General features: G+C 36.6%; 12 protein-coding genes and 1 riboswitch. Of the genes, 2 read left to right on the forward strand and 10 right to left on the reverse strand.

Annotated features, from left to right (window positions below; genetic code table 11):
- Positions 1-91: 91 nt before the first annotated feature.
- The 4 genes from TW85_RS17320 to TW85_RS17335 all read right to left on the reverse strand — a co-directional run bounded on the left by TW85_RS17320 (position 92) and on the right by TW85_RS17335 (position 6038).
- Positions 92-1843, reverse strand: coding sequence for a PKD domain-containing protein (locus TW85_RS17320; RefSeq protein WP_046018395.1), 1752 nt, complete (start codon positions 1841-1843; stop codon positions 92-94).
- 210 nt (positions 1844-2053) lie between these two features.
- Positions 2054-3826: a PKD domain-containing protein gene (locus tag TW85_RS17325; RefSeq protein WP_046018396.1), complete on the reverse strand. Its 1773-nt coding sequence runs from the start codon at positions 3824-3826 to the stop codon at positions 2054-2056.
- Positions 3827-5059: 1233 nt separating this feature from the next.
- Positions 5060-5620, reverse strand: a complete 561-nt coding sequence (locus tag TW85_RS17330; RefSeq protein ID WP_046018397.1) for a TIGR00730 family Rossman fold protein — start codon at positions 5618-5620, stop codon at positions 5060-5062.
- Positions 5621-5669: 49 nt separating this feature from the next.
- Positions 5670-6038, reverse strand: a complete 369-nt coding sequence (locus TW85_RS17335; protein ID WP_046018398.1) for an MmcQ/YjbR family DNA-binding protein — start codon at positions 6036-6038, stop codon at positions 5670-5672.
- A gap of 121 nt (positions 6039-6159) precedes the next feature.
- A riboswitch (purine riboswitch) is annotated at positions 6160-6259 on the forward strand.
- Positions 6260-6339: 80 nt separating this feature from the next.
- Here TW85_RS17335 and TW85_RS17340 point away from each other — a divergent pair.
- Entirely contained in the window at positions 6340-7350 is a 1011-nt protein-coding gene (locus TW85_RS17340) for an adenosine deaminase (RefSeq protein WP_046018399.1), read from the forward strand.
- Between the two features lie 36 nt (positions 7351-7386).
- Here the strand turns inward: TW85_RS17340 and TW85_RS17345 are convergent, their stop codons facing one another.
- From TW85_RS17345 to TW85_RS17370, 6 genes are read right to left on the reverse strand one after another with little or no spacing between them, the layout of a single operon-like run.
- Positions 7387-8421: an alpha/beta hydrolase gene (locus TW85_RS17345; RefSeq protein WP_046018400.1), complete on the reverse strand. Its 1035-nt coding sequence runs from the start codon at positions 8419-8421 to the stop codon at positions 7387-7389.
- Between the two features lie 2 nt (positions 8422-8423).
- Entirely contained in the window at positions 8424-8990 is a 567-nt protein-coding gene (locus tag TW85_RS17350; protein ID WP_202904878.1) for a GNAT family N-acetyltransferase, read from the reverse strand.
- Positions 8971-9435 carry a GNAT family N-acetyltransferase gene (locus TW85_RS17355; protein WP_046018401.1) on the reverse strand — a complete coding sequence of 155 codons (465 nt, stop codon included), beginning with the start codon at positions 9433-9435 and terminating at the stop codon, positions 8971-8973. The genes TW85_RS17350 and TW85_RS17355 overlap by 20 nt, the downstream gene beginning before the upstream one ends.
- 25 nt (positions 9436-9460) lie before the next feature.
- Complete coding sequence (locus TW85_RS17360; RefSeq protein ID WP_238326244.1) at positions 9461-10006, reverse strand: GNAT family N-acetyltransferase; 546 nt, start codon at positions 10004-10006, stop codon at positions 9461-9463.
- Between the two features lie 28 nt (positions 10007-10034).
- Complete coding sequence (locus tag TW85_RS17365) at positions 10035-10667, reverse strand: GDSL-type esterase/lipase family protein (RefSeq protein WP_046018402.1); 633 nt, start codon at positions 10665-10667, stop codon at positions 10035-10037.
- A gap of 48 nt (positions 10668-10715) precedes the next feature.
- On the reverse strand, positions 10716-11186 hold the full coding sequence (locus tag TW85_RS17370; protein ID WP_046018403.1) for a GNAT family N-acetyltransferase: 471 nt from the start codon (positions 11184-11186) through the stop codon (positions 10716-10718).
- A gap of 370 nt (positions 11187-11556) precedes the next feature.
- Between TW85_RS17370 and TW85_RS17375 the strand changes: the two genes are divergently transcribed.
- A complete protein-coding gene (locus TW85_RS17375; RefSeq protein WP_052702271.1) occupies positions 11557-12387 on the forward strand; it encodes a mechanosensitive ion channel domain-containing protein in 831 nt (276 codons plus the stop codon).
- The last annotated feature ends 17 nt before the right edge of the window (positions 12388-12404 follow it).

A 12404-nucleotide genomic window follows, 5' to 3' on the forward strand; every position in this document is an offset into this window, starting at 1 on the left:
GCTCTATTAAGCTTTAATGGTGGAGAGTTTTAACATGATTTTTTACTTATATTCAAGGTATGGAAACTAAATCACGTTGAGTAATCCTGCATCATTCAGTACTGATTGTTAAACTTCTTTCAAAGTTATCTTGATCCCCTGTACTGTCACTCACTGTCAAAGTCACTTTATAATCACCAGCGATAGCATAAGTATGAACAGGGTTAACTAGGTTTGAATTTGTTCCATCACCAAAGTCCCACAACCAAGTATCTACTGTTCCTGTACTTTGGCTATTATCTGTAAAGGTAACAGTCAGCTTATCTTTATTGGTATTAAAATGGCTAAGTACACCTTCCTCAAAAAGCTTAATTTTTACCGCTTTAAAAGCGTCTTCAACATCTGATTCAGGAAAACCTTTATTAACTGCAGATTGTTCAATACAACGGGCCCCATCTAAGAGGTCGGATTGATGGGTCCAGCAATTCCTAGCTGCATCAATAACAATACGATATGTACTTTCAACTCCCCACTTATTGGCTAATAAATAAAATGGGTAAGTAATCATGCCTATTCTTAAATAGTAGTTTTCACCAGTATTATCGTAATCAAACATACTAGAGATGGCTTCAGATTCCGTTTTGATTCGATCTAGATGTCGTATTCCCATTTTCGACTCTTCATTGTGCTTCCAATTCAGCTTCCCTGTATATTCATATTTAGCTATCACTCCAGAAATATCACCAAAGGCTTCATGCAATGTTCTCGCATCTATCCCTAAGTCATATTTGTATATATCCATATCTGCTATTCGAGTTAATACACCATGGCCAACTTCATGAGCGATAATATCTAACGATGTGAAAAAAGAGACATCCTGCGCGTCTTTAAAGTTTGCATAGACACCATCCCAGTAAGCTTCTGGTTTAGTCGTTGTTGCCAAACCATAGTGAACCCTCAAACGTATTTTTTCCTTTAAGGGCGGTTCACCAAGATATTTTAAATAGATTTCGTAAACCTTTGTGCCATAAAACAAAGCATCGTTTAGTTGCGAATAAGTCCATGGACCATACTCATCCTTTACTCTTGGTACTTCGTAGAGAGCGTTGGTTGGATTGACTTCATCACACAAGAACGAAAAAGCAGGAAAAGTAACTTCATTCACTAAATTGATTAAGCCTTTAGTAGACCTGTCATGCCAATCTGGGTCTATTTCATGGGCCATGTCAGTAACTGCAACCAAACCATTATCATAGACACATGTGCCCCCCCCTAAATCTGAACGATAAGCTCTCAGCCGTTCTCTATCATTTGTACTTAAACCGCCATAATACCAAGCATCATCCTTTGTTTTACCGTTACCTGGGTTTGGATGATCGTCTGAAGGGTTATTCAAAGAATCAGCTATTCCCCCAGGACCTGAAACGAGTGTATTACCGATAAAGTCATGAAATTTAATAACACTAGGCGTCCCTTCTTCTTCACCCTCATTTATTGGATACATTAAAAAGGCGCTGGTATTAGCTGGGATGGGCGTATTGTCAGGAATATTGACTTTAAAATCATTTGAAGCAACTGAATTTAACCAAGCACCACCATTTTTATGGTTTGAAGCATCCGCCCAATATAAGCGAACACTAGTAACTTGTTCATCAGCCACATTGGTTTGCTGCAAATGTAATGTGCCACCTATTTCATCTGTAGATGAATCTAAATCCCTAAAATAATGGGGAGATGCGATTAAATTAATCGGAGTGTTCGTTACTGGATCACTGTCTGATGAGCCTCCACCACAAGAGACAAGCGTAATACTAACGACTAAAATATATGATGCTTGATTGCAACGAAAAGAAGAAAAATCCATTTTCACAGAGTCCCTACGCTTTGTAATACTCTTTCATAAAGTTAAATGTTAGGTATTAAACAAAGAGATTATTCAGTAAAGATCAAAACTTACTTTAAGATCTCACGAATTAGGACAAAGGACACATTCTAACTCTCTATGGATTCTATTGATTAAAAACATACATTAGGTTTGTCTGTTACTAACTGACCAAAAGGTACCTAACATCGATTATTCCCCCACTGTTATCTCTTTTTCAAAACTATCACTATCCCCTGTGCTGTCGCTCACAGTGAGTTTAATTTTATAGGTTCCTGCGTTAGCGTAAGTGTGAGTTGGGTTAATAAGGTGTGAATTCTGACCATCACCAAAGTCCCAAACCCAAGTGTTTACAATGCCTGTACTTTTACTATTATCACTAAAATTAATGGTGAGGTTATTCCTATTCGAAGTAAAATGGCTTAAGACACCCTCATCAAACAACTTAATTTTAACTGTTTTAAATGCTTCCTCTACATCGGATTCAGACAAGCCTTTGTTAATTGCAGCCTGCTCGATACAAGCTGCGGCATGAGGTAATGTTGAGCGGCTAGTCCAGCACCCTTTAGCGGCATCTAGTACAACTGCATAGCTATTATCAATTCCCCACTTATTTGTAAGAAGGTAAAATGGATAAGTTATCATACCGATTCTTAAATAATAATTTTTATCAGCATCGTCATAATCTAAATAACTTTCTATTGCTGTCGCTTCAGTTTTAATTTGATTTAATCGCCTTACCCTAGCTCTCGATTCAGCACCATGTACCCAATCTAATTTGCCTGCAAACTCAAACTTTGCAACAACGCCAGAGATGTCACCAAAAGCTTCATGCAATGTATAGGCATCATGGCTTAATTCATTATCAAATGCTTTTAACTGTGAAATACGACTTAAGACGCCATGCCCGACTTCATGTGCGATTATGTCTAATGTGGCCATTTTACTTACATCTATGATTCCATGAATATTGACATAAGCACCATCCCAATGGGCTGTCTCATAACCTGTTGGGCTTATTTCAGGACCATAGTGGGTTCGAATTCTTATTTTGTCATCGAGAGGAGGCTCTCCAAGGTATTTAAGGAAAAAATCGTAAACGAAAGTCCCATATGACATAGCGTCATTTATAGCTGAATAGCTCCAAGCCCCGTGCTCATCTTTAATTCTAGGCACTTCAAATGAAAGGTTCGTTGGTGTTACTTCATCGCATAAGAATGAAAAGGCGGGGAAATCCACTTCATTCACAATATTCGCTTTCCCGTTAGACGAGTTTGCTTCCCAATAGGCATCTCTGCCATTGGCCATATCAGTGATAGCAACCAAACCATTGTCATAGACACAAGTACCACCACCTAGGTTAGATCTGTAAGCGGGTATTTTTGGCCTATCTTTAGTACTTAATCCACCATAATACCAAGCGCCGTTCCTAGTTAACCCGTCACCAGAGTCTGGATGGTCATCACCTGAGTTATTTAAAGAGTCTGCTATCCCACCAGGGCCAGATACTAAAGAATTACCAATAAAGTCATGAAATTTTATCAGATTAGACCTACCTTCAACTCCCTCAGCATTGATCGGGTAAACAAGAAACGCATTAATCTTATTGGGCAATGAGGTATTTGCAGGAATAGTAATTTCACCGCTATCTGGTACTGTTACAGTTAGCCATGAATCACCAGATCTGTTACCAGAAAAGTCTGCCCAATACAAAGAAACTGATTCAACTTTTTCTGAACTGTTTTCTGGAACTAACAGCTGTAAATTTCCTCCGATTTCAGCAACCTCACTATCTTGATCTCGAAAAAAAATATAGGACCCTGTGCTTTGAGATGAGCTTGAGGCATTGTTACTTGTGCCAGTATCTGAAGATCCTCCACAACCAGCCAATATACTAAACAAAGAGATAGTACTAAGCTGAATGGCTAACCTTCGTTGACCGGCCGCCTTAAAGTTAAATTCCATTTTCATATTTCAAGTTTTGCTCGCTAGCCATTATCAAGCTCTACTCCCCATCAAACACGAATAAAAGAGCTTATTAGATATATTGAATATAGGAGCATCATTATAGAAATTTACTTAATCATCATCCTTGATATTAAGTAACATTTTAGGAAGCGCACTTGTTACCAAGTATTTAGAGACTGATTAGACTTAGAGTGGTTAAATTGAATTTTTAAATAAAAAAACGAGATATATCAAATTTCAAATAATAGAAATTACCAAATGTAATAAATTAATATACTAAACATTTAATACTGAATATTTTTGTGTGATATTTATACAAAAATTAAAGTGGTACCTATTCTCATCATGCCAAACCAAACGATTCTTAAACGTATTTATCTGATTAATTAGCAGATATTGATTATTTTTCAGAGGCTTTTTCCTTAATTTTTACATAGTTCATTATTTCAACAAGCGAAAAGCGTTTTATAAATATTTTCATGTAACAATTGTTAAAGCCATGCGTTAAATCAAGGGGTAAATAGATGGTTAATATAAAAATTAAAAACAAAAGTGACTATAATCAAAGAAACATAAGTTTTTTAAAACATATAAAAACCATTAAATTCAACAACTTAATTTAAAAATTTTAAAATCAAGTTCAAATTAATCTTGAGTAAAACTCAACTTATCAATTACATGATATTACGCTCATAAAAGTTACACAAAGATACAAAACTAACATTATTACGAAATATTACAGCCCAATTTAAATTAGTTATGTAAAAATTTGCGAGTTTGATAGATAAAGCATAAAAAACAAACAACTTTTCATCTAATATACCTGTTATTAATTAACAGCCAGTAGATGTTGCTTCAAAAGTACAACGCGTTTTAAAGAATGAGATCAAAGTATGTTCAGAAGTTATGCAATTTTTTCAAAAAATAACCCAATGCTTCATAGTCTAGTTTTGGTGATTGTTTTCTCCGTTATGTTCTTTAGTATTTATCAGTTAATAGAGAATGAAGCGCTGGTTTATGGTTTTGGTATACTTTTTTGCCTACTTTGCTCAATTCTGTTCGCTAAATCGTCTAAATATAGTCGTCAATACCTTAATTAAATCAAAGCAGTCTTCGACGAATGGCGCATCAAGGATGGTCGCCTATATTCCCCCCACTATAAAAGTAAAGCTAAATTAAACCCTTAAGAGCCTCCACCATACCCTAAAAATCACCTACTTTAATCCGTGACTAATGCCACTTTTTTTGCGGAGCTTGATACGATTTTATTAAACTAACCAAGGATTCTGTATCAGAGCAGTGAATCAGCATATCGGCATAATGAGGCTTTACAAATCCTGAAGAACTCATCTTGTTAATCATCTCTTTCAATAAGTCATAAAAACCGTTCACGTTATAAAACGCACAAGGTTTAGTATGATGACCTAATTGAGCCCAAGTCCAAACCTCAAAAATTTCCTCTAAAGTTCCTGCACCTCCAGGAAGAGCAACAAATGCATCAGCCATATCCGCCATCATAGCTTTTCTCTCATGCATATCAGCAACAACCCTTAGCTCAGTTAACCCTCTATGAGCAATTTCCCTTTCTTTCAAATGTTCTGGGATAACCCCGAAAACCTTACCTCCATGGGCTAAAACTGAATCAGCAATGGCTCCCATTAAGCCAACTTTTCCGCCACCATAAACAAGGTCAATGCCTTGTTCAGCAAAGTAACGTCCAAGAGCTTGTGCCGCTTTAACATATTCTGGATTGTTACCATTACTTGAACCACAAAAAACCGCAATTTTCATTCTTATTCCCTTAGATATAAGCATTCAACTATAGAAAAAATATCAGATACTATTTTGCAACTTGATTTAAACCTAACTCTTTCTGTTTTGCCTTAGTCAGTTTTAAAGAGACTAGACGATAAGACTCTGACAAGTAGTAGTTTAAGTCGTCATCATTATCAGAGTGACTATTAATAATTTGTATCCACTTCATACCGCGATTAGCAAAATAAGGCGCTGGTTGGTAATCTGGGTGCTGACCTAAAAAGTCAAAATTAGTATCGGATACTTTAAAAGTAATTGCCATATTCCCTTCTTTAAGCCAGCCAACTGCAAACACTTTTCCTCCGACTTTCCACACGTCAGCATTTCCCCATTGCACAACATGGCTAGTTCCAGTGAAGCCTTGGCAAAATAGGTTAAACATCTCATTAGTCATGGTAATTCCTTATCAATACTTCTCTTTATCAGGATATCAATAAAGAGAAAAGCTTAGCTAGTGAAATGAATTTGGATTGAAAATATTGACTCATCAACAAAATCAGGTAATAGTAAATAAGCTTAAATGTTTTAAGCCCTCTCGTATAACCCCAATGATATGGTTTGGGGGTCTCTACCAGGAACCGATAATTCCTGATTACGAAGAGTCTTGCGTTATGCGCTTTTCTCTTTGTAACCAAACAGCCTCAGTTTACTAAGAAGATAAGTGCTTAATAAATTAGTTTATTAAGGATTCTGTCATGAAAAACTTTATTGAAAAGCTACCGAAGGTAGAACTTCATTTACATATTGAAGGCACTTTAGAGCCTGACCTCATGTTTCAACTAGCGAAGCGTAATCAGATAGGTATCCCATTTAAGAGTATTGAAGAGGTTAAAGACGCCTACCAATTTCATAATCTACAATCATTTTTAGACATTTACTATCAAGGAGCGAATGTACTCATCCAAGAGGAAGATTTTTTTGACCTCACTTGGTCATACTTACTGCGCTGTAAAGAAGATAATGTCATTCATACTGAAATTTTCTTTGATCCTCAAACACACACTCAAAGAGGAGTTCATTTTGATACCGTGGTTAATGGCATACATAGAGCATTAGAAAAAGGCAAAACTCATCTGGGGATAAGCAGCAAACTCATTATGTGCTTCTTACGTCATCTTGATGAAGCCTCTGCCTTTGAAACACTCTACTCTGCACTTATTCATAAAGATAAAATCATCGGGGTCGGTCTAGATTCATCTGAGTTAGGTAACCCGCCTGAAAAGTTTGAAAGAGTATTTAATCAAGCAATTAATGAAGGCTTTCTTACAGTTGCCCATGCGGGTGAAGAAGGTCCAGCAAACTGGATTACAGAGGCCTTAGATTTACTTAAGATCACCCGCATAGATCATGGCGTTCGCTGTACCGATGATGAGGAACTGGTTAAAGCCTTAGCAGAAACAAGAACACCTCTTACCGTCTGCCCTTTATCAAATACAAAACTCAAAGTGTTTGAGAAAATGCAAGACCACAACATCATAGAGCTTATGCGTAAAGGCTTATGTGTCACCATTAACTCTGATGATCCAGCCTACTTCGGTGGTTATATGACAGATAATTTTCTTGCGGTGGCCAACGCACTCCCAATGAGTAAAGAAGAGGCCACGCAATTTACCCTTAATGCTATTGAAGCCAGCTTTATCAGTGAAGATGAAAAAGCGAGTTTGTCTAAAAAGGCAAGAGACTATTTACAGTCCTTTTTAACTTGATAATCGCCAGTTAATAAATGAATAAGGCCAAATATTTTAATGTTTGGCCTTATGATTAACGTTTTGTTTATCAACTTCTAACCTATCCACCTCTAACCATTGAACTAATTCTGGTAAAAATGAAGTAGCAAAAGAGTCTTCTTCATACCACATCATTTTCAACCACTGGGTTAACCCAAAGGCTTGAGTATTAAACATAGATGAATCTAGCATGCCATGACTTGCGTTTGGAATAAGCTTCAAGGTTAACCATTTATTATCAATCCCTTCTAAGTACCCAAATTCATACTTTGCATCAACATTTAAATCATCCTCCCCCCACATAAATAAGCTAGGTACAGAGGCTTTGCTGTATTCCTTTGACGCATCAGCGTTCATATTTTTTAAGACAAATTGATATCGCTCGTAAGACATTGCCTGCTTGTCATCGCCTTTAACGTATTCATTGCTTTCAACATATTTATCGTAGCTAGGCTGAGTCTTTAAAAAGCTAAAATCTTGTTCATAATTAGCTAATTCCGATTCAATTTCTGTAGATGTCTTATTCGCAAGTGTGTGTTTAACTTTTGAATAATACCGACCTTGCTGCTTCCAGTTAGTAGCAAAACCTATCCCTATCATAAATCCAATGTCATTGGACTGTGCAGCAATTGCAGGAAGAACCCATCCAGCCTGGCTAAAACCCAACAGCCCTGTAGTTTCCTTGGTATATCCATATTTACTTTGGATAAATTGAATTGCGGTATTCACTTCTGATTGCCTATCTAGCATAGATTGATTAAGCCAATTACCAGAAGAGCTGCCGACACCAGCTTTATCCCAACTAAATATTGCATACCCTAATTGTCTTAAGGGTTGCCAAACAAACTCATAGTAACCCTCAGCATCATATGCAAGAGGACCATCACCATGAACAAACAAAATCACTGCTTTTGCGCTGTCTTGATTTAACGGAGGAAAATATACACCTGATAAGGTATCTTTTTGATGATGAAAAGTTAGCCTTTCATCTGCATTTAAATTAAATGAAGCAATCAATAAATAGATGATGGCCGAAAGATTACGTATCATTTTTATCCTTTGGCTATATCTGCTGTTTCAGAATAATGGTAAACATTGTTTTCAATTAGCTGCTCACTAAAACTAAAGCTAAACTGACCAATTTGCTTAAAGCCTAGATGAGTATAAAAACGGTTAGATTCATTCTCTACCCAGGTATAGAGCCAAAAAAGGTGTCCAAAGTTTTGCTTTACAGCGTCAATTAAACTTCGACCAATTCCTAAACCTTTGAATTTCGTATCCACATAGAGCTTTTCGATTTCAAATCCATACTGACTATTATCATCAAAATGAGAAGCAAGGTTAATCAGAATATATCCTTTAAGCACGCCCTCTTGCTCAAAAACTAAGATTCTATATGGACTTTCAATCAACTTGTCATCCATACAAGGCGAATCAGCTCTAATCAATAACTCAAAATATGCAGGCGTAAACTGACTAAGAACATATTCAGAATAGTTCGCTTTAATCCCTTCTATCGCATAGGTATCAAGCCAGACTCTAAGAGATAGGACAGCTAAATTACTAGCATCTTCTTTTCTAGCATATCTAATCATATATTTATAAATCAACAGACTCATATCTGTTAATAGCTACCATCTTATTAGCAATAACTGGGGTTTGGTTATAATCAGTTTTAAACTCTTCTACTACTTTAAAGCCATAGTTTTTATATAATGATTTAGCTACCAGATTTGTTTTAGCCACATAAAGAGAGATAGGCTCTTTAACGACAGATAAAAGATACTCCAGCAGCTTTTTTCCAATACCTTTACCTCTTGCGTCAGGACTTACAAATAAGGCCCTTATTTCATTACCATATACTGCCCCATAGGCAATAATTTCTGCTGCTTCTTCATATACATAAATATCCGACTCAGTTAACTCGACCAACCTTGTCGCATCATTTTCAAGAGGCAACAAATCAAACTCTTGTTTCTCAAATCGTAATTCATCTAACTTTGATTTGGCGTATATTTCTAGAATCTTAGAATAGTCATCTTTTATAAAGGGTCGTATCGACATTTAACTTATCCCTCACTCGCTTCAATTACTTTTTATTAGCGTTCAAAAACTTCTCAATTAAGACTTCATCAATGTACTTGCCACGTATTTTTGCGTGCTTTTTAGCAAGCCCTATTTGCTCAAAGCCTTGTTTTAAATAAGTGGCAAGTGCCCTTTTATTGTCTTGTCTGACATAGGCAAATAATTTTTCATAACCCATTGTTTTCGCTATTTCGAAACTTGCTAAAAATAAACTTGATGCAATACCTTGTCGCATAAATCCAGAATCAACAAAACTACCAATGACTCCCACATGATCAAAGGCATGGGTGTAGGTTGCAAAGGGTTCTATCACTTGAAAACCCACTACTTGCTGAGTTTCTGGATGGATCGCTAAATTAAAAATGCCATTTACAGGGAAGTTTTCGATAAAAGCCACCTCCTCTTCCAAAGAAAAAGGGATGTCTAAGATAGTATATTTAGCCTCTTTAATAATAGGGTTAAGTATATTAATCACCCCTTGAGCATCATCAGAGGTTGCAGGTCTAATGATCCAATTCATTTTTGTTTCTTCTCCAGTTTTTCTATTCATTAAATACTTGTTCCTTAGCTCTAGAATTTCACAAAAGTGTTTTAGGTATTGATAACACTCGTTCAGCGATCACCTGTCCCAAAACAAAATGCTCTTCCACATCTAGATGAATACCATCAAATTGACTTAATGAAACATGGTCAGAAGCTAATAATGTATCTACTTTGAGCGCTTTAATTTGTTTCAAGTATTCAGCTTCCGACCCCTTCCCTTTTTGAAAACCTGAGAACTTAACCACCATCTGCCCCAAAGGTTGTTTAATTTCTGGGGGGATAATGACCAAAAGTTGAACCGGTTTCGCCATTGGTTCTGGCTTTATACTCTGTACTGTACGAATAAGATTAGCGAGCCCTGTAGCACTCTCTTTAGCATTCGCACCTATGACATCCTGAAAATCATTAATTCCTAGCATAATGATCATTAAATCAATCGGTGAGTGAGACTCTAGAACCATTTTCACTGTCTCAAGTCCATTTCTTTGTGGCCGAGTAACATCATTAAAAATAGTTGTTCTGCCATTTAGGCATTCTTCTATTACTCGACACTCATCCCCTAATTTTTGCTGTAAAACACCAGTCCACCTCTTAGCAAAGACTAAACGGTCTCTGGAGTTCGGAATAATCCCCCAAGAAAGTGAATCTCCATATACCAATATATTCATATCCAATCCAGTTTGGTTAATAGATTAATAGATTAATAGCCTGCCAGACTATTTCAAAGGCTTCACCAACTTCGTTGAGAAGTCACCATAACCCATAGACAAATAAAAATTTATGGCAGATTGATTAAATTGCATCACTTCTAACAGCACTTCAGACGCGCCGTTCTCGTGAGCATGCTCCTCCACCGCACGAATCAGCTTTTTACCTAAACCTTGACGCCTTGCAAAAGAGGCAACAACAATAATCGTCAAATGACAGGTTTTCTTATCTTTCAGAAAAGAGGGTTTGAGACTTGTTGGAATCGACACAGCGGCCATTCCAACTATTTCATCGCGCCTTTCAATGAGTAGAATATCACTTTCTTCTCTTGCCATATGAGCGAGCCAAAAATCAGCATCACGCGCTATTTCACCTAATGCAGAAAAGGTGTTTGGCATAGCTTCATGGTGCTCGGCATTTATTTCATTTGATAAAAAACAAATGGCTTTTATATCATCTTTATTGGCTTTTCTAATCATTTGCATCCCTGCTTGTAAATTAATAACTTAGATTAGCATTCCATGTTACCTTTATGCTTTCCCCGAACTTAGGTCTTCATTGAGAAAACGAATCGAATCTAACGAGTATTAAACCACTTATCTAATTCAAAAAAGCTAATTTTAAATGTCTTTTCAATATCCTGACTAACAAATCATTCAAATGAGTGTTTTTCGCCCACCTTATTTTTCGAACGGCTTAATTTAAAGTTTTATCGGCTTTAGTTAACTTAAAGATAACAATAATTGATTGTTTGCTAACAAACTTAATGAAGACTATTTCACGTATAAGCCTTACTATTCAAACCAATTCACCAATCATTATTAATTCTAGGAATTGAGGTTTAAAAGTATGAAGGACATAGAGGACTTATTTGATCAAAGCGCTCAGTGGATGCCACTCATCACAGAAGGGGCAACTAATTTAGTCATTGGCCTTGTCATCTTCTTTATAGGTAAATTTGTTGCAGCAAAATTAGCAAAATGGTGCGAGCACCTCATGCTAAAATCTTCCGTTGATAAAGCAGTAGTAGGCTTTTCTACCAGTATTATCTATGCACTTCTGTTTGCTGCCGTTATTTTAATGGCGTTAGATCAAGTTGGTGTTGAAACGACCTCCTTTATCGCTATTTTAGGTGCGGCTGGCTTGGCCATTGGTTTGGCTTTACAAGGCTCCTTATCTAACTTTGCCTCTGGTGTACTTATTATCTTATTACGACCATTTAAAAGCGGCGATTATATTGAAGGTGGTGGTGAGTCAGGCTCAGTGGATAAAATCGAGCTATTCCATACCTACCTTAAAACACCCGATAATCGCGTTGTTATCATACCTAATGCTTCCATGATGAATGGTTCCATTATCAACTACTCCCGTGAAAAGACACGTCGTCTAGACCTTGTTGTAGGGATCAGCTATGACGCAGATATTCGTCAAGCAAAACAGATTATGGAAGAAATTGTTGCTGCTGATGAGCGTATTTTAAAAGATCCTGAGTGCGTTATTGCTGTCGCTGAGCTTGCTGATAACTCAGTAAACTTTAACCTAAGACCTTGGGTTAAATCAGAAGATTATTGGAATGTAAGAGCAGATCTGCTTGAAACCGTTAAATACGCTTTTGATAAAAATAGCATTGGCATTCCTTACCCACAAATGGATGTTCATTTACACAAAGAAGGCTCTTAAGACTTCTCTTTAAATAA

The sequence above is a fragment of the Marinomonas sp. S3726 genome, from assembly GCF_000967665.1.
Classification (GTDB): Bacteria; Pseudomonadota; Gammaproteobacteria; order Pseudomonadales; family Marinomonadaceae; genus Marinomonas.

Bases quoted from the DNA above. Each gene is read 5' to 3' on its own strand.
- TW85_RS17330 (WP_046018397.1), bottom strand. From the start codon at position 5,620: ATGAAAATTGCGGTTTTTTGTGGTTCAAGTAATGGTAACAATCCAGAA.
- TW85_RS17325 (WP_046018396.1), bottom strand. From the start codon at position 3,826: ATGGAATTTAACTTTAAGGCGGCCGGTCAACGAAGGTTAGCCATTCAG.
- TW85_RS17350 (WP_202904878.1), bottom strand. From the start codon at position 8,990: ATGAGTCTGTTGATTTATAAATATATGATTAGATATGCTAGAAAAGAA.
- TW85_RS17360 (WP_238326244.1), bottom strand. From the start codon at position 10,006: ATGAATAGAAAAACTGGAGAAGAAACAAAAATGAATTGGATCATTAGA.
- TW85_RS17365 (WP_046018402.1), bottom strand. From the start codon at position 10,667: ATGAATATATTGGTATATGGAGATTCACTTTCTTGGGGGATTATTCCG.
- TW85_RS17370 (WP_046018403.1), bottom strand. From the start codon at position 11,186: ATGATTAGAAAAGCCAATAAAGATGATATAAAAGCCATTTGTTTTTTA.
- TW85_RS17320 (WP_046018395.1), bottom strand. From the start codon at position 1,843: ATGGATTTTTCTTCTTTTCGTTGCAATCAAGCATCATATATTTTAGTC.
- TW85_RS17345 (WP_046018400.1), bottom strand. From the start codon at position 8,421: ATGATACGTAATCTTTCGGCCATCATCTATTTATTGATTGCTTCATTT.
- TW85_RS17340 (WP_046018399.1), top strand. From the start codon at position 6,340: ATGAAAAACTTTATTGAAAAGCTACCGAAGGTAGAACTTCATTTACAT.
- TW85_RS17375 (WP_052702271.1), top strand. From the start codon at position 11,557: ATGAAGGACATAGAGGACTTATTTGATCAAAGCGCTCAGTGGATGCCA.
- TW85_RS17335 (WP_046018398.1), bottom strand. From the start codon at position 6,038: ATGACTAATGAGATGTTTAACCTATTTTGCCAAGGCTTCACTGGAACT.
- TW85_RS17355 (WP_046018401.1), bottom strand. From the start codon at position 9,435: ATGTCGATACGACCCTTTATAAAAGATGACTATTCTAAGATTCTAGAA.